Raw genomic sequence first — 18,313 nt, 5'->3', positions numbered from 1 at the left:
TAGAGATTATTTTAAGAATTTAAATTATTTTTTATTATTAATTTAGCTTTGATGTTAGAGGTATCTTTTTCTTTTAATATCTCAAAGCCTTCAAGGCCAAAATTAGCCTGTTTTTCAGTTTCTACATAGATGATAGTTCCTTGAGGGATAAAGCTATTTTCAAGTATAATATTAAGTGTTTTAGGAATAATGTTTTTATTAAAAGGTGGATCTAGAAAAATAATTAGGCGAGAATTAGGCATATTAAGTGTGCTAAGAGCTTTTACACTATCGGTTTTATATAATTCAAAATTTGAAATTTCTAGGTTTTGTAAGTTTTGTTTCAATTGGTTTATAGCTTTGGCATTAAGTTCATAGAATATAGCTTTTGTAGCACCTCGTGATAAGCTCTCTATTCCTAAGCTACCACTTCCTGCAAAAGCATCTATACAGATACTGTTATGTATATATGGAGCTAACCAATTAAAAATAGTTTCTTTTAATTGGTCTGAAGTGGGACGAAGACCACTGATATCAGGAAATTTAAGTCTACGGTTTTTATATTTACCAGCTATCACACGAACAGTGTTAGTTTTCACTATTTGACATCTCCAACTATTACTGTTACAACAGCATTTTTTTGGATCTTCTGGAAAGCTTGACTAATTTGTGCTGGCGTGACAGAGTTTATATTTTTAACATATTTATCAAAAAAATCTAAAGGTAATTTTTTGTTTGCAATGGATGACAACATATTAAGTTTTGAGCTATTTTTTACTGAAGTTAATAAATGTGTACCTTCTATATTCTTCTTTGTGTTTTCAACTATCTCAGCATCTATTTTTTTATAAATAAACTCTTCATACACTTCTTTTATGGTATTTAAAGCTAAATTTGGATTACTTGTCTGAGCTGATATCATAAAGCTACCATAATCAGGGTTAATATTTACATCACTTCCAATGTTGTAAACTAATCCAAGCTCTTCTCTAACTTTGTTAAATAATAGAGAATTTAGACCGCTACCACCAAGTATCTCATTACCAAGTTTTAATGGGAAATATAAAGGATCTAATATATCCAGCAGAAGTTGATGACCCACTAAAATTGAAGTTTGATTACTATTAAATTGTTTTTTTATAATTGCAGGCTCAGCTAGTAACTGGATAAAATTTTGCGTGTTTGTTTGACCTTTGGGTAAAGAGTTTATAATTTCTTTAGCTAAATTTTGAGTATCAGATTCACTTATATCACCAACTATACAAATATTAGCATTATTAGCACATATATATTTATCATAGAAGTTGGTAATATCTTTGATAGTTATTTTTTGTATACTGCTCTTATAACCTATAGTGGGATGACTGTAAGGGTTTTCAGCAAAAAGTTGTTTAGAAAATTCTAATGATGCGAGGTAGTTAGGTTGCTTATGCAAGTAGTCGATGTGAGTAAGTGTTTGTACTTTTTCTCTTTCGAGAATACTTTTATCAAAATCTGGATCTGTAAAGATTTCTCTAAGAATAGCTACTACCTGTTTTAATATTTGGGATTCACTTAAAACTCTAATTTTAATACAAAAAAATTCTTTACTAGTTTCAGCATGAATTGATGCACCTATATCTGTAATTTTGTTTATAAGCTCTTGTTCGGTAGAAAGCTTTGTTTTTGTGGCAAACAAGCCTACTGCTAAGTCAGCTAAACCATTTAGTTTACCGTCAAATGCAGATCCAGCTCTAAAATTCAACTGAATATCTACCATAGGTAAGTTAGTATCTCTTTGGAAGTATATGTTTGTGTCATTAATATTAAATTTTTGGATCATTTTTTTAATCCTTTAGTAAATGTACAGATGTAAGATTTTGTTTGTCAAAGTATTCGTTAAGCACTCTATTTACATCTTCAACGGTTACATCATAAAGTTTGTTAAGGTACTTATAGTAATCAACATCCAGATTGATACTAGCTAATGAACCAATAAGGTTTGCTTGTGTTTCTAATGAATCCATAGCAAATATTTTGTCTGCTTTGATAGTAACCTTAGCACGTGTAAGCTGCTCTTGTGTTATACCATTAGTTTTTAAATCATTAATGATATTCTCAATTTTATTTTGAATGTTTTCTAAGCTTTGGTCATGATTTGCTATTGCTGTAATAATAAATATATCTTCACCCTTTATAAAAGGTGAATATTCACTGTCTATATGACAGCACAAAGTTTCATCTCTAACTAATTTTTGCTGGAGGATAGAAGCATCAGAACTACCTAAAATGTTATTTAAAATCATTAGAGCAAAAGGATCATTTTTTTGGTGTTCAGTAGTTAAAGAAGGGGTTATATAACCCATTATTACAGCAGATGTGTCATTAGGTGGTTTTTTAACCTCTAATTGTCTGTAACCAAAATTGATTAAACTATATTCTTCTTTAGGCTTTGAAATAGTGGAGCAAGGTATACTATCAAAATAATCTCTTATCATAGAATGTGCTGAATCTTTATCAACGTCTCCAACTATCACTATACTGGCATTATTTGGAGCATAGTGCTTCTGGTACCATTTCTTTAGACTGTTTAAAGTATAATTTTCAATATCTTCACGCCAACCTATTATTGGTGTATGACGAGAATTTGTTTGGTATGCTAGTTTCATAAATTGTTCAAAAGCATAGCTAAAAGGTTTATCATCAACCCTAAGGTTACGTTCCTCTAAGACTACTTTTCTTTCTGGAATAAACTCATTTTCATCAAAAATAAGGTTACTCATACGAGAAGATTCTAATGATAAACTTAATTCTAAGTTTCTCTTATGCCAAAACTGGTAATAAGCAGTATAGTCAAAGCTAGTAAAGGCATTTTGTATACCTCCGTTATTTTCCACTAAGCTGTTCATATCTTTTTTAGAATACTTATCTGTGCCTTTGAACATTATATGCTCGAGCATATGGGAAATACCAGTTAACTTTTGAGGCTCATAAGTTGACCCAACTTTATACCAAATTTGGGATAAAACAACAGGTGCTCGTTGATTGGGCTTTATATATATATTTAGACCGTTATTAAGAGAGTATGTATATATTTGCATATTTTAAGTTTCTTTTGATTTGATAAATAAGTATATTAGCAGAGCTAATGCAAGTAGGGTTGGTCCAGCGGCACCGAAAATAGGTGGTATACGTAGTATAAGTGCTATAGGTCCAAAAATTTGATTAATTATAAAAAATGAAAAGCCAAAAAGCGCGCCTAGAATAAGTTTAATAATAAGGGTGGATGATCTGTTAGAACCGATACTAAGGGGTACGGAAATTAGTATTAAGACCATTAAAGATATTGGTTGAAACACTTCTTGCCAGAATTTTAAAGACAAAGTATTATCATTAGCCTGAGTGTTGGAAACCATAAATTTTGTTAATTGCGTTAAGCTTAAATAATCATTGTCATTAATTGTTATAATTCTAGCTACAGATAAAGGTAGAGGATTTGCCCATTTGTCTTGACTTATATTTTTTACAATTTCAAGCTGTTTTTGCTTATCTGAGGTTGGGTAAGTAATTTTGTTAATATTGTAAGCATTTGCTACAGTATCCGTAGCGTATTTTGCTGTAGCTGCAAAACGAACTTCTTTTAGTTGGTTGTCATCTATTATGAATTTACTAATTGCAGTAGCAGACCTTTTTTCTGGATTGATATGTTTTATATGAGTGATCCCATCAGATGTTTTTAGCCATATATTACTACTGTTGTATTGTACGGTGTTAGTATCAGCAAGTTTTTGTAATACAGGAGCTACGTAACCTCCAAATACTACAGCAATAAAAGCACCAATTAATCCAACGATAATAACCCCTTTAGCAATTTGAAAAGTTGAACGTCCTGAAGATCTAAGAACAATAATCTCAGAGTTATTTGCTAGTAAACTAAGGCCCATAAGTGCACCTACCATAGCACAAGCAGGTAGTAAAGTATATAAGATTCCTGGTAATTGGTATAAAGTATTTACAATAAGCTCCCAGTTACTAGCGTTGTTATGACTATTACTAACTTGTGCTAAATATGTAAAAATAAAGAATAAAATACAAAAAATAGTAGTAACAATCAAAAAACTGTTTAATACTGTTTTAAAGACATAGCGATCAATGCGATTTAAAAACATATCTTTTTACCTTTTATTGGATGCCCCATTTTGTTTTTTGATAGTTCTTATTGCAAACACTGCAAAGAAAATGTGTGGTAGCCAAATTCCTATCCAAGCTGGGATATTACCTTTTGCCATCAGTGTGTTAGTAAACATTACCGAACACAAATATAAAGCTAAAACTATCACAGACGGAAGAAGCTTGGCGTATTTGTTCTGGCGTGGATGTAACCTACATAGTGAAAGTGCAAGTAAGCTAGCAATTATTATACTGATACAGTTGTTAACTCTTGAGAAAAGTTCAGCAGTAAATCTATTTTCTCCTTTTAAAGAGTTTGCAACTAATTCTCCAAAATATAATCTATCCATCCTATAGTGATTATAATCACGAATAGAGTTATCATAAATGGTATATATTGCTTTATCAGCGGTACCATAAGTAGCTTTAAATGAGTTTAACTCCCGTGTGTATATGTTTACATCTGTGAAATTTAAAAAAGCAGCTGTTTTATCTGTTTTAACTGTAGCTTGCGGCGCGGTAATAATTTTATAATCTTTATCCCTTAGAGTTTGCTGGTATAAAAACAAGTCATTTAGTCTGTTTCCAGATTTGTTATTGATATATAACACTCTACCGTTTGGTATATTAAGTACTTTTCCGTCTGTTATTGAGGATATTAGGGCACGTGCAGATAATGAGGTTTGAAATACATCAGTCGTTTGGTTAGCTAAAGGTATCAGATACATAGATGAAAAAAAAGCCGCTATTGTTAGAACAATAGTAGGTTTTAAAGTATTTAAAACTATTTGTAGCCATGTAACTCCACCAGCTAAGGTCACAAACATTTCATTGTTTGAGAAATATTTACCAAAACACAGAATTATGGCTAAGAACATAGCTACTGGGATAACAAAAGTTACGTTCTGAGGTAAGGTTAGAATTACAAACTTTATAATAGTATCCATACCCAAGCCTTGTGAATAAGCTTTTTGGAAAAGCCTAATAAGTAAGTTAGCAGATACTATAGAGATGATAAATAAGGTTATGGAAGTAAAAGTGTTTACAATGTCTCTGTTATAGTATTTTTCTAGAATCAAAATTTATCACAGGTAATTTTTATTAAGCTATTTATAATTCTATAATTTTTATCAATAAAAGTCAGCAACTAATAATAAGCTTCATTTTAAATTGGATGCGTTAATAAGCATTTTTTGGTATTATATTCGAATAACTAGTAAAGTAAAGATAAAAACATATGAAATTGACTATAACTGATAACGTTAGCTTAAGTTCAGAAGTGATAATTGTTGCTCAAGAAAATTTACAAAAATTAGTAGCTGAAACTAAAAATTTAAGCTCAAAAAAACTTCTAGAAAAAAAAGTTTTTAAAGCCAAGTTTGGAGAGCTTCTTCCGTTGTTACATGACGAAAAAACAGTCATACTTTTGGGAATTGGTTTAAGACAAGATTTTTTAAGTTCAGAGTATGATAAAGCTATTGTTAAAGCATGTGATTTTTTGAAAAAACTAAGTATAGAAGAAGTAGCAATCAATATAAATTATATATTTGAAAGCTGTGATATAAAGCAGTTTGCATCTGAAACTATTAGAGCTTTAGTATCAGAAAGTTATGTTTTTGATGAGTTAAAAACAGTAAAAGAAAACTATAGCTTAAACCATATAGAGTTAGTTTATTCAGGTAATCAAGACCTTAAGCAAGCAGCTCAAGTAGGTTCTGCTATAGCTTGCGGACAGAACTATGCTAAGGATTTGCAAAACTTACCGGCTAATATTTGCAATACTGATTATATGCTTAATGAAGCTAGGGAGCTTACCTCTAAATATGACAAATTTGATTTGGAATATTTGGATCAAAATGCAATGGCAGAGCTGGGCATGGGTTGTGCTTTAGCTGTTGGTAGAGGTTCAGATATGCCAAATTATACTGTATCTATGAAATACAATGGTGGCGCTGCTGATCAAGCTCCTATAGTGTTAGTAGGTAAGGGTTTAGTGTTTGATAATGGTGGGGTATGTATAAAGCCAGCTGCGGGTATGGATACTATGAAAATGGATATGGGTGGCGCTGCTGTTGTTATGGGGACTATGAAAACCCTAGCAATGCTTAATCTTTCTATCAATGTAGTAGGTGTGATGGCCTTAGCAGAGAATGCCGTTGATTCTAGATCTTATCGTCCAGGTGACGTACTTAAGAGTATGAAAGGTATAACAGTAGAAGTTAGTAATACAGATGCAGAAGGTAGACTTGTGTTATGTGATACATTAACTTACATTGGTAAATACAAACCAAAAGCAGTTATAGACATGGCGACTTTAACGGGAGCTATGATTGTATCTTTAGGCGATGCTTTTTCTGGGTTGTTTGCCAATAGTGATAAGCTGGCAAATAGCTTACAGCAAGCAGCGCAGGCTTCTAATGATTTGGTATGGAGGTTGCCTTTACATAAGCCTTATCTAGATAAAATCAAAAGCAAGGTAGCAGATATAGATAACTGTAATAGAGATAGATCAGCAGGGTCTATTGTAGCGGCTTTATTTTTGTCTAAGTTTACAGAAGATTATGAATGGGCACATCTGGATATAGCAGGCTCAGCAATGGGAGACTTTACAAATTGTAAAGCAAGTGGACGTCCTGTACCACTTTTGACTCATTATTTATTATCTCAAGCAAAATAACTTCTTGTCCTTTTAAATTAAATTTTTTAACATCTATAGCAAATTTTTTATTCTGTGATACAATATTGATGTAATTAAATTCAAAACCTTTAGATTTTAATTACGGAGATTATTAATGTTAAGAATTACTCAACAAGCAATTACTTTTGATGATGTATTGCTTTCACCTAGATACTCAAATGTACTTCCTCACCAAGTAGATTTAAGAACAAACATAACTAGAGACATTCAGTTAAATATTCCACTGGTATCAGCTGCTATGGATACTGTTACAGAATCTCGATTAGCTATAGCGATAGCTCAAGAAGGTGGTATTGGTATAGTACATAAAAATATGTCTATAGAGGCACAAGCCCAAGAAGTTAAAAAGGTAAAAAGGTTTGAAAATGGTATGGTGATTGACCCTATCACGATAAAATCACAAGACTCAATCAAGCAAATCATGCAGCTAGCAAAAGAATACAACTTTTCTGGGTTTCCTGTAGTTGATGAGAATAACCAGACGGTCGGTATAGTCACTAAGCGTGATTTTAGATTCGCTAAGGATCTTGATGAACCAGTTAGTTCAATAATGACACCTAAAGAAAAGTTAGTAACAGTGCCTGAAAACTCATCACAAGGATCAATCAAGAAAAAACTCCATGAGCACAAAATAGAAAAACTCCTTGTAGTTAATGATGATGGTGTATTAGTAGGTTTAATAACAACTAAGGATATTGAAAGATCACAAAATAAACCAAATGCATGTAAAGACTCTTTAGGACGCCTTAGAGTTGGCGCTGCAGTTGGTACAGCGGCTGATACTAAACAAAGAATAGCAGCTTTAGCTAAAGAAGACGTTGATATTATAGTGGTAGATACTGCTCATGGGCATTCTCAAGGTGTACTTGATATGGTTAAGTGGATTAAAGACACATATCCACACATACAAGTAATAGGTGGTAATATTGCTACAGCAGAAGCTGCTAAAGATTTAGTTAAAGCAGGAGCTGATGCTGTAAAAGTAGGTATTGGTCCTGGTTCAATTTGCACTACTAGGATTGTAGCAGGTGTTGGTGTCCCGCAAATAACAGCTATTGCAAATGTGGCAGAAGCATTGAAAGATACAGGTGTTCCTGTGATAGCAGATGGAGGTATTAGGTATTCAGGAGATATTGCTAAGGCAATAGTTGCAGGTGCCTCAGTAGTCATGATAGGAGGCTTATTTGCAGGAACAGAAGAGTCTCCTGGAGAGGTTGAGTTGTTTCAAGGTCGCTCTTATAAATCTTATCGTGGTATGGGCTCTCTTGGGGCTATGGAAAAAGGTTCATCTGATAGATATTTTCAAGGAAATACAGAAGCTAAAAAATTTGTTCCAGAAGGGGTTGAGGGGCGTGTACCATACAAAGGGCTACTTTCAGCTGTTATTCATCAGTTGATAGGTGGTTTAAGGTCAAGTATGGGATATACCGGTTCAAAAGATATAATTACAATGCGTACAGAGCCAAAGTTTGTGCAAATAACAGGTGCTGGATTTAATGAGTCTCATGTGCATAATGTAACTATTACAAAAGAACCCCCTAATTACCAGTCTTAATTCTATATTGATCTAGCAAAAAAAGTTATAATTACGGCACACCTGAATAAATGGAGAAACTCCTAATGTCAAATGCTATTTTATTTTTAGATGGTAAAATTGATTTATCTTTTTGTCAGAAGTATATTGCTGATAATGAGCTTAATTTGCCTATATTTTGTGCTGATGGAGCGTATCTTAAAGTTAAAGATGCTTATAATATAAATAAAAAAATAGAAAAAGTTATAGGAGATTTTGACTCATACAATGTAATGGATAATGATTTGTTCTTAATCAAGGACGATCAATATTCTACAGATTTTGAGAAATGTCTAGATTTTTTATTAGAGAATCATTTTATTAAAGTTTACGTTTTTGGTGCTTCAGAGGGAGAAATGGATCATTTTTTAGGTAACATTTCTACAGCTAAAAGTTATAAGAAAAAAATAGAGATTGAATTTATTGATATTTACTCGCGTTACTTTTTTATACCAAAAGAATTTAGTATCAGTGGAGTTTTGGGCAGGATGTTTTCAGTTATGCCTTTTGGTTATGCAGATAATATATACTATAATGGTTTAAAATATCCTCTTAATGGCGAAAGTTTATCATTAGGTGGGATGATGGGTACAAGAAATTACGCTGTGGAAGATACTGTAAAGATATCTTACTCTAAAGGAGATATTTTATTGTTTATATCGCATGGGGAATATAAGGGCAAAGTAGATGTTTTGTGATAATTTAAAAAAAAATACTAGTGAGAATATTAATTTAAAATCAGAATTTGAGAAAGACTCTAAAAGAGTGGAAAAATTTTCTCTAGCTTATGAAGGGATATATTTTGATTATTCTAAAAACCTCATAAATAAAATTATCTTTGATAAACTAGTAAAGTTGGCGAATGACTCAAATCTTAAGCAAAAGATCGATCAAATGTTTGCTGGTGAAAAAATAAATATTACAGAAAATAGAGCTGTGTTACACACTGCTTTACGTGATTTATCAAATGACCAGCTAATAGTTGATGGCCAAGACATACGTCTAGAGATTTCGCAAGAAAAACAACGTGTTAAATTGCTTGTAGAAAAAGTTGTTTCTGGTGAATGGAAAGGTTACTCTGGTAAAAAAATAACAGATGTGGTTAATATAGGTATTGGTGGTTCAGATCTTGGTCCAAAGATGGTGGTTCGTGCACTTACTCCATATCATTGTACTGGATTAAAGGTACATTTTGTTTCTAATGTTGATGCTGATTCGTTATTACAAGCTTTGAGCTGCGTTAGTCCAGAAACAACTTTATTTATCATAGCTTCAAAATCTTTTTCAACAGAAGAGACTCTATTAAATTCTATTTCAGCTAGAGAATGGCTTTTAAACTATTATAAAGAAACACAGGCTGTAGCTAATCACTTTGTAGCTATTTCTAGTCAGCTTGATAAGGTTAAAGAGTTTGGTATTGATTTAGAGCATTGTTATAAAATGTGGGATTGGGTAGGTGGTCGCTATTCATTATGGTCATCTATTGGTATGCCGATAGCATTTGCAGTAGGTTATGATAATTTTGAAAAGCTTTTAGCAGGAGCTTACTCTGTAGATAAGCATTTTAAAGAAACAGATTTTGATAAAAATATCCCTGTAATTATGGCGTTACTTGCTAGCTACTATTCATGTGTATATAATAGTCAATCTCAAGCCTTATTGCCTTATGATGATAGGCTTAGTTTCTTTGTTGATTACCTTCAGCAAGCGGATATGGAAAGTAACGGTAAATCTGTTGATTTAGCTGGTAACACAGTTAATTATCAAACGGGATCTATACTTTGGGGTGGAGTTGGCACAAATGGTCAACATGCTTTTCACCAACTTTTGCATCAAGGTAATATTTTTATTCCAGTTGACTTTATAGCAGTTGCTAAAAGCTATCATAATTACTCTAATCATCAGGAGTCTTTATTAGCAAACTGTTTTGCCCAGTCTCAAGCACTAATGTTTGGACAATCTTATGATATGGTTTATAATGAGCTTTTAGAAAATGGTGTTGATGAGTATAAGTCAAAGAAATTAGCCTATCATCAAGCAATACCTGGCAATAGACCAAGTACTACAATACTTCTAGAAGAATTAAGTCCATATAACCTTGGTGCTTTGGTAGCTTTATACGAGCATAAGATATTTGTTCAAGGTGTATTGTGGGACATTAATAGTTATGACCAATGGGGTGTTGAACTTGGAAAAAAACTTGGAAAAAATATCTTAAAAGCTATGAGAAATTTTAATTCTACAGAGTATTCTCAACTTGACGAATCAACTAAAAATCTAATACAAAAAAGCAAATTCTAAGATGCCTAAGCAATATATAAAAAAAAGAGGTTTTTCATTAGTAGAGGTTATGGTCGTAATAGCTATTATGACTATACTTATGATGGCTGCTATTAGTTCCTTTACTTTTTATTACAAAACTTTTGCAGAAACAAGGCTTACGAATCTACAGAAGATGATTGAGTTTGCTGTTATAAAAGCTAGAGTTGATGGTAAAACTGTGGTTATATGTGCAGCTAACGCTGATAGTTTTGATGCTACAGGAAAGTTAGATGAAACAACCTTTAACTGTGCTAATACTGATAGTTGGGGAGACAACCCTATAGTTGCATTTGAAAGCTCTGATGCTACAGATACATACGTAGCTAATGAGGATAGGATAATAGCAAATTTACCTAAAGGTAATAGAGAATCTCTCTATATCAACTTATCAGGTAATCCCTCCTATTTAAAAATTAGTCCTAATGGTTTTATGGCTACAGGCAATGGAAATATAGTATATTGTGATAAAACTAACACGTACAGGGCAGCGTTGATTTTAAACTTAGTAGGTAGGGTAGTATATACTGATAGACCGACTAAAAAAAATAGTAATGAATTATATGAATGTGATTAAAGTAATTAAAGTTTGATTTTGTATTAAGGAGAATAAATAATGGCTAGTGATAGAATACCAATGACACCAACCGGTGAAGCAGCACTTAGAGCTGAGCTTAATCAACTTAAAAAAGTTGAAAGACCAGAGATTATAGCAGCTATAGCTGAAGCACGTGAGCATGGTGATCTAAAAGAAAACGCAGAGTATCATGCAGCTAGAGAGAGACAAGGTATGATTGAGGGCAGGATAAAAGATATTGAGGCAAAACTGGCAAATGCACAAGTTATAGATGTTACAAAATTACTAGCAAATGGTATGGTAGTATTTGGTTGTACAGTTACTCTTGTGAACATAGATACTGAAGAAGAGTTTACATATAAAATAGTTGGTGAAGATGAAGCTGATATAGATAATCAAAAAATATCAATACAAGCGCCATTAGCACGCGCGCTTATCAAAAAAGAAGAAGGGGATGAGGTTATTTTAGAAACACCAAAAGGAAAAGTTACTTACGAAATTGTGGAAGTCTTGTATCAATAGCTTTACTTTTTAGTTTTATTCTTAAAACAGATTCTATATGAAAAAAATTATAATTAAGGGCGCAAAAACCCATAATCTAAAAAATATCGACGTTGAAATACCTAGAGATAAGCTAACAGTTATAACTGGCTTAAGTGGTTCTGGTAAATCCTCCCTTGCATTTGATACTTTATATGCTGAAGGACAAAGAAGATACGTCGAATCTTTATCTTCTTATGCAAGGCAATTTTTATCTATGATGGACAAGCCAGAAGTTGAACACATAGAGGGTTTGTCACCAGCTATTTCCATAGACCAGAAAACAACTTCACATAATCCACGCTCTACGGTAGGAACTGTTACAGAAATTTATGATTATTTAAGGGTTTTTTTTGCTAGAGTGGGCCAACCGAAATGTCCTACTCATAATATTGAGCTTAAAGCTCAAACTGTAAGTCAAATGGTTGATAGGGTTTTAGAGTTTGATGATAATGATAGGTTAATGATATTAGCACCAATTATTTCTGAGAAAAAAGGAACTCATCACACACTTTTAGATAAAATACAAGCACAAGGTTATATTAGAGTTAGAATAAATGGCGAGTTTTACAATCTTGATGAAGACTACCCAGAATTGGATCGATACAAAAAACATAATATAGATGTCGTAGTAGACAGATTTAAACCAAAACAAGATAATCAGCAACGCATTGCCGAATCACTTGAAACAGCCTTAGATTTAGGAAATGGCATAGTCAAGTTGGCTAATATGAATGATGAAAGTGCTAAAGATGTACTATTTTCATCAAAGCATGCTTGTCCTTTATGTAGTTTTGCATTAAAAGAACTTTCACCAAGAATATTTTCTTTTAATAGTCCGTTAGGAGCTTGTAGCAGCTGTGATGGGTTAGGTGTTAAAGAGTTTTTTGATGAGAAAAAAGTTATTGTTGATGAAACTTTATCTCTGAGAGTTGGAGCTATCTCTAAGTGGAATAAAAATAATCAATACTATTTTTCGCAGCTAGAATCATTAGCTCAGCATTATAAATTTTCATTAGACAAGCCTTTTACAGAATTGCCTAAAGAAATACAGAATATAATCTTATATGGCTCAGATGAAGAGATAATAAAAATGACGATAGACTCTATTCGTGGAGGTAAGCAAGTACGTCAAAAAGCTTTCGAAGGGGTAATCCCTCATTTTGAACGTAGGTATTATGAGTCAGATTCTGATATGGTCAAAAAAGACTTATATGAGTTGATGAGTAATTTAACTTGTAAATCATGCGGCGGTGCTAGAATCAATGAGTACGCACGCAACATTTTTATAGCTGACAAAAATATAGCAGATGTTTGCCAGTTATCTACTCAAGATCTGTTAGTTTGGTTAGGTAACTTACAGTTTGCTGGACAACAACAGGTGATAGCTGAGAGTCTGCTTAAAGAAATAAAATTAAGAGTACAATTTTTAGCAGATGTTGGTTTAGAATATCTTAGTTTAGCAAGACAAGCAGATACTTTATCAGGTGGTGAGGCTCAGCGTATTCGTCTGGCTAGTCAAATAGGTGCTGGTTTAGTTGGTGTGATGTATATTTTAGATGAGCCCTCTATAGGCCTTCACCAACGAGATAACCAACGTTTGCTTGATGCTTTACACAACCTTAAAAATATTGGCAATACTGTTATAGTTGTAGAGCATGATGAAGATGCTATACGCCAGGCGGATTATATAATCGATATGGGTCCTATGGCTGGGGTTCATGGTGGTCAAGTTGTTGCTGCAGGTGATTATAGCACTATCATAAAGTGTCAAAACTCACTGACTGCTGATTACCTAAGTGGTCGTAAAAAAATAGCAGTACCAGAAATTAGAATTAAAGCTGATAAAAACAAATTCTTAGAGATAACGGGAGCTACTGGTAATAATCTTCAAGGTGATGATTTAAGAATTCCTATGGGAGTGCTTACTTGTATCACAGGAGTTTCAGGATCAGGTAAATCAACTCTTATAAATAGAACACTTTATCCACTAGCATCACGATTGTTAAATAGAAGCACATTAGTTCCTATGCAATATAAATCTCATAAGGGATTTAATCATTTGGATAAAGTTATTGATATTGATCAGTCACCAATTGGTAGGACTCCACGCTCAAACCCAGCCACTTACACCGGAGTATTTACACCAATCCGTGAGTTATTTGCAGCAACCTCAGAAGCTAGATCAAGAGGTTATGCTGCTGGTAGATTTAGTTTTAATGTTCGTGGTGGAAGGTGTGAAGCTTGCCAAGGTGATGGTGTAATAAAAGTAGAAATGCACTTTTTGGCAGACGTATACGTTGCTTGTGATGTTTGTGAAGGTAAGCGTTATAACCGAGAAACATTAGCAGTCCAATATAAAGGGAAAAACATTTATGAAGTTTTAGAAATGACTGTCGAAGAAGCACTTGAATTCTATCAAGCTGTCCCCACTATTAAAACTAAGCTAGAAGCTTTGATGAGTGTGGGACTATCTTACATTAAGCTAGGACAAAGTGCTACAACATTATCAGGTGGAGAAGCTCAGCGTGTGAAATTAGCTAAAGAGCTATCTAAAAGATCTACAGGTAAGACTTTATATATATTAGATGAACCAACAACAGGATTACATTTTTATGATATTCATCAGTTATTAAAGGTTATCATGGATCTGCGTGATAAAGGAAATACTATAGTTGTTATTGAGCATAACCTAGAGGTGATAAAAACAGCTGATTGGATAATAGATTTAGGTCCAGAAGGTGGTAACAAGGGTGGACAAATAATATTTGAAGGTACGCCTGAAGAAATAATTCGCTGTAAAGAATCTTATACAGGTAAATATTTAAAAGAGCTACTATAAAAATTATTAGAAGTTTTGTTTAGTAAACTAATATTTCAGCTTTAGATTAGTAATTGAATAGACTAAAATGTAGGTATAGGAGTTACGTATTTAGCTGTGGTTGGGCTTTTTAGTTAAAACAACTAGCCAATAGTAAAAATTTTTACTATAGTATACTAGGATTTTATTTTTAAAATTTAAAAAAGGAATTAAGGGCTTAAATAAAAATATGGCACAAAATAATGACAATAAAAGTAATATGCTAAAAAATATTATTTTTTGGGTATTAATAATTGGTGGAATGTTATTGTTGTTTAATGGTATTAATGATACGAATAGTTCTTCTCGAAATATTGATTATTCAACATTTGTATCTAAGCTAAAAGATAATCAGATAAGTTCAGTAGATGTCGATGGCAGAACAATTTCAGGGAAAACTAGTTCTGGTGAAAGCTTTGTCACATACGCACCTTTGTTAGATAGTAGTCTAGTTGGTAAGCTAGAAACTAGTAAAGCTGTAGTTAAGGCAAAAGCTCCAGAAAAACCTAATTTACTTTTAGCGTTTTTACTTAACTGGTTACCAATGCTTTTAATCTTTGGATTTTTTATTTATATGATGGCCAAAGCTGGTGGTGGAGGTAAAGGTGGTCCTTTTTCTTATGGTAGAAGTAGGGCTAAACTTTTAGGTGAAGACCAGATAAAAGTTACTTTAGATGACGTTGCTGGGGTGGATGAAGCTAAAGAAGATGTGGCAGAAATAGTTGATTTTTTAAGAGAACCTAAAAAGTATGAAAAAATTGGTGGTAAAATACCAAAAGGCGTTTTAATGGTTGGACCTCCTGGTACAGGTAAAACTTTGTTAGCTAGAGCTATTGCTGGTGAGGCTAAAGTTCCATTTTTTTCTATCTCGGGTTCTGATTTTGTTGAAATGTTTGTAGGTGTTGGTGCCTCACGTGTGCGTGATATGTTTGAGCAAGCTAAGAAAAAAGCACCTTGTTTAGTATTTATTGACGAAATAGATGCTGTAGGTCGCCATCGTGGTGCTGGTATGGGTGGCGGTAATGACGAAAGGGAACAAACTCTAAACCAATTGTTAGTTGAGATGGATGGCTTTGCTGATAATGAGGGTGTTATCATAATAGCAGCAACCAATAGACCAGATGTGCTTGATAAAGCATTACTAAGACCAGGTAGGTTTGACAGACAAGTTACTGTAGGCTTACCAACAGTCAAAGGTCGTGAAGCTATATTAAAAGTACATATGAAAAAAATAAATATGGGTGATGATGTACGAGCTGACTGGATTGCTCGCGGTACTCCAGGTTTTTCTGGCGCAGAGTTAGCAAATTTAGTCAACGAAGCTGCACTATTTGCTGCAAAAGAGTCTAAAGAAAAAGTTACAATGGCTGATTTTGAAAAAGCTAAAGATAAGATCCTTATGGGAGCTGAAAGAAGGTCAATGGCAATGACTGAAAAAGAAAAGAAACTTACAGCTTATCATGAAGCTGGACATGCTATCATTGGTAGACTTATGCCTGAACATGATCCTGTCTATAAGGTTAGTATCATACCACGAGGTCGTGCTCTTGGTGTAACTATGTATATGCCAGATGGTGATAAGGTTAGCCAAAGTAGATTAGTGCTCCAAGGGCGCTTATGTAGTATTTTTGGTGGTAGATTGGCAGAGGAGCTAATATTTGGTTATGAGCACGTTACTACAGGAGCATCTAATGATATTCAAGTAGCAACAGATATAGCACGTAATTACGTTGCTCGTTGGGGCTTATCTGATTCTATGGGCACTATACTTTATGAGGTAGAAGATGATGGTCCATTTGGAGGCTCTGGTGGTAGAACTTCTAAGATTTCTGATGTCACGATACGTGAGGTAGATACTGAAGTACGTAAACTTATAGACTCTAGTTATGCGAAAGCTAAAAAACTGTTAGAAGAAAATATAGATATTTTACATGCTATGGCGGAAGCTTTAATGAAGTATGAAACTATAGATGCAATGCAAGTTGATGATCTAATGGCTAGAAGAGAAGTGCGTGAACCTGGAGACTACGGTGATAGTTATAAGCCAAAAGATATGCATAATGAAGCAGCTAGTTTAGGATCTTCTAATCTCGATCAGAATGTTATAAAGTCTGAGCCTAAGGCGGGAGAGGACAAAGTTATGGATAAAGATAAAAAGAAGGATTAAATTAATCCTTCTAATTCCAGCTTGTAACAGTCCTATAATTTGTAGTAATTATCTTAGTAATAATGAAGTGACAATGAGTTTAGCTTAAAGAATTACATTAAAAACGTAACTTTAATATAAATTGTGATAATATAAAACAACCACTCATATAAATAATATAATAATAATAAGGAAAAATATATGTTACCAACTCCTCATATAGAAGCAGATAGCAAAGATAAGTTTGCAAAGACAGTAATAATGCCAGGCGATCCTTTAAGAGCGAGATATATTGCAGAAAATTATTTAGAAGATGTTATCAGAGTAAACACTGTTAGAAACATGCTTGGTTACACAGGTACTTACAAAGGACAAAAAGTTAGTGTTATGGGTTCTGGTATGGGTGTTCCTAGTATGGGTATATATTCATACGAGTTATTTAAGTATTATGATGTTGATAATATTATTCGAGTAGGGTCTTGTGGCTCATATACGGAAGATTATAAAATCTATGATGTTGTGCTTATTGAAGAAAGTTATGGCGAGTCAATGTTTATTGAGCTTGTGACAGGTGAGAAAACTAATATGATTAAGCCTAGTACGAAGTTAAATTCAGAGCTTGTTAAGTCAGCTAAAAACTTAGATGTAGAATTAAAAAAAGTAAAGGCGCATTGTACAGATATTTTTTATAGAAAAAATTTCAATGATTATAAGGATATCAGTAAAAAATTTGGTTGTGGGGTTGTAGAGATGGAAACAGCAGCTCTATTTGCAAATGCAAAAGTATTAGGTAAAAAAGCAGCTGCGATTATGACAGTATCAGATTGTTTTGTAACAGGTGCATCAACTACTTCTGCTGAGAGACAAGATTCTTTCACTAATATGATGGAAGTTGCTTTAGGTACTCTAGAAAATAATTAACCTTTAAATCTTTAAATCTTTTCTAATTTGTTGCAGGGCTTGTTTTGCTTTTGGGTTTAAAGGAATTTTCTTAGTAGTTTTATTATTTGAGTAATCAATTAAAACTTCTATTTTTTTTAATTTGGAAAAAAGCTTACTTTTTTTTAGTATCTCTATAAATTGTGATTGTAATTCTTTTATTTTAAATTTTAGAATTTCCTTTTGGCTTTTACATATTATTTTTTCAGGCTCATAATACACAATTTCGGCATCATTTAAATAAGGGATATCGAGCTTTTTCAATTCTTTATTTGCTACCTCGATAGATAAGATCAAATTTTTAGTTTTATTTATTAGTTCTTTGTTTGCTTGGGTTGAGTTAGTTATTTTACTGCGAGTTTTATATTTATCTATATTAGAAATCTTTTCAGGGATAATAGATATAGTCATTTTTAATAACCTTTGTAGATGCCAAAATAGAACTTTACGTATGGATTAGGATAAAATATTTCAATAGAAGTGTCTATGGATATTCTTAATTAACTGCATTATAAAATCACATATCCTTTACC

The 18,313-nt window shown here is 32.9% G+C and carries 15 protein-coding genes; 9 read left to right on the top strand and 6 right to left on the bottom strand.

The annotated features are described in order from the left end of the window. Positions 1 to 11: 11 nt before the first annotated feature. The 5 genes from rsmD to lptF are packed head-to-tail and all read right to left on the bottom strand — an operon-like array spanning position 12 to position 5,207. Entirely contained in the window at positions 12 to 578 is a 567-nt protein-coding gene (rsmD, locus tag E4K63_RS05390; protein ID WP_133940464.1) for a 16S rRNA (guanine(966)-N(2))-methyltransferase RsmD, read from the bottom strand. Beyond that, entirely contained in the window at positions 578 to 1,801 is a 1,224-nt protein-coding gene (locus tag E4K63_RS05385; protein WP_133940462.1) for a M16 family metallopeptidase, read from the bottom strand. The genes rsmD and E4K63_RS05385 overlap by 1 nt, the downstream gene beginning before the upstream one ends. Positions 1,802 to 1,805: 4 nt before the next feature. Then, the gene (locus tag E4K63_RS05380; RefSeq protein WP_133940460.1) at positions 1,806 to 3,059 is read right to left on the bottom strand and encodes a M16 family metallopeptidase; all 1,254 of its coding nucleotides are present in this window, start codon (positions 3,057 to 3,059) and stop codon (positions 1,806 to 1,808) included. A 3-nt stretch (positions 3,060 to 3,062) separates the two neighbouring features. Beyond that, positions 3,063 to 4,127: an LPS export ABC transporter permease LptG gene (gene lptG, locus E4K63_RS05375; RefSeq protein WP_133940459.1), complete on the bottom strand. Its 1,065-nt coding sequence runs from the start codon at positions 4,125 to 4,127 to the stop codon at positions 3,063 to 3,065. Positions 4,128 to 4,133: 6 nt separating this feature from the next. After that, complete coding sequence (gene lptF / locus E4K63_RS05370) at positions 4,134 to 5,207, bottom strand: LPS export ABC transporter permease LptF (protein WP_133940457.1); 1,074 nt, start codon at positions 5,205 to 5,207, stop codon at positions 4,134 to 4,136. A 158-nt stretch (positions 5,208 to 5,365) separates the two neighbouring features. On the opposite strand from lptF, the gene E4K63_RS05365 reads away from it, so the two are divergent. The 9 genes from E4K63_RS05365 (at position 5,366) to deoD (ending at position 17,762) form a co-directional block, all read left to right on the top strand. Next, positions 5,366 to 6,805 (top strand): leucyl aminopeptidase, encoded by a 1,440-nt coding sequence (locus E4K63_RS05365; RefSeq protein WP_133940455.1) that lies wholly within the window; start codon positions 5,366 to 5,368, stop codon positions 6,803 to 6,805. Positions 6,806 to 6,920: 115 nt separating this feature from the next. Then, the gene (gene guaB / locus E4K63_RS05360) at positions 6,921 to 8,381 is read left to right on the top strand and encodes an IMP dehydrogenase (RefSeq protein ID WP_133940453.1); all 1,461 of its coding nucleotides are present in this window, start codon (positions 6,921 to 6,923) and stop codon (positions 8,379 to 8,381) included. Between the two features lie 65 nt (positions 8,382 to 8,446). Continuing rightward, on the top strand, positions 8,447 to 9,097 hold the full coding sequence (locus E4K63_RS05355) for a thiamine diphosphokinase (RefSeq protein ID WP_133940451.1): 651 nt from the start codon (positions 8,447 to 8,449) through the stop codon (positions 9,095 to 9,097). Then, positions 9,087 to 10,700 carry a glucose-6-phosphate isomerase gene (pgi, locus tag E4K63_RS05350; protein WP_133940449.1) on the top strand — a complete coding sequence of 538 codons (1,614 nt, stop codon included), beginning with the start codon at positions 9,087 to 9,089 and terminating at the stop codon, positions 10,698 to 10,700. The genes E4K63_RS05355 and pgi overlap by 11 nt, the downstream gene beginning before the upstream one ends. A gap of 1 nt (position 10,701) precedes the next feature. Beyond that, entirely contained in the window at positions 10,702 to 11,295 is a 594-nt protein-coding gene (locus tag E4K63_RS05345) for a pilus assembly FimT family protein (RefSeq protein ID WP_133940447.1), read from the top strand. 39 nt (positions 11,296 to 11,334) lie between these two features. Continuing rightward, positions 11,335 to 11,817: a transcription elongation factor GreA gene (gene greA, locus E4K63_RS05340; RefSeq protein ID WP_133940445.1), complete on the top strand. Its 483-nt coding sequence runs from the start codon at positions 11,335 to 11,337 to the stop codon at positions 11,815 to 11,817. Between the two features lie 37 nt (positions 11,818 to 11,854). Continuing rightward, on the top strand, positions 11,855 to 14,677 hold the full coding sequence (gene uvrA / locus E4K63_RS05335) for an excinuclease ABC subunit UvrA (RefSeq protein ID WP_133940443.1): 2,823 nt from the start codon (positions 11,855 to 11,857) through the stop codon (positions 14,675 to 14,677). A 208-nt stretch (positions 14,678 to 14,885) separates the two neighbouring features. Then, positions 14,886 to 16,862 carry an ATP-dependent zinc metalloprotease FtsH gene (gene ftsH, locus E4K63_RS05330; RefSeq protein WP_243830464.1) on the top strand — a complete coding sequence of 659 codons (1,977 nt, stop codon included), beginning with the start codon at positions 14,886 to 14,888 and terminating at the stop codon, positions 16,860 to 16,862. Positions 16,863 to 17,042: 180 nt separating this feature from the next. After that, positions 17,043 to 17,762 carry a purine-nucleoside phosphorylase gene (deoD, locus tag E4K63_RS05325; protein WP_133940442.1) on the top strand — a complete coding sequence of 240 codons (720 nt, stop codon included), beginning with the start codon at positions 17,043 to 17,045 and terminating at the stop codon, positions 17,760 to 17,762. A 3-nt stretch (positions 17,763 to 17,765) separates the two neighbouring features. On the opposite strand, the gene E4K63_RS05320 is transcribed toward deoD, so the two are convergent. Continuing rightward, a complete protein-coding gene (locus tag E4K63_RS05320) occupies positions 17,766 to 18,191 on the bottom strand; it encodes a hypothetical protein (protein ID WP_133940440.1) in 426 nt (141 codons plus the stop codon). Between the last annotated feature and the right edge of the window lie 122 nt (positions 18,192 to 18,313).

Origin of the sequence: Allofrancisella inopinata, from assembly GCF_012222965.1 — a bacterium.
Taxonomy (GTDB): domain Bacteria; phylum Pseudomonadota; class Gammaproteobacteria; order Francisellales; family Francisellaceae; genus Francisella; species Francisella inopinata.
This window is presented reverse-complemented; position numbering and strand designations above follow the sequence as displayed.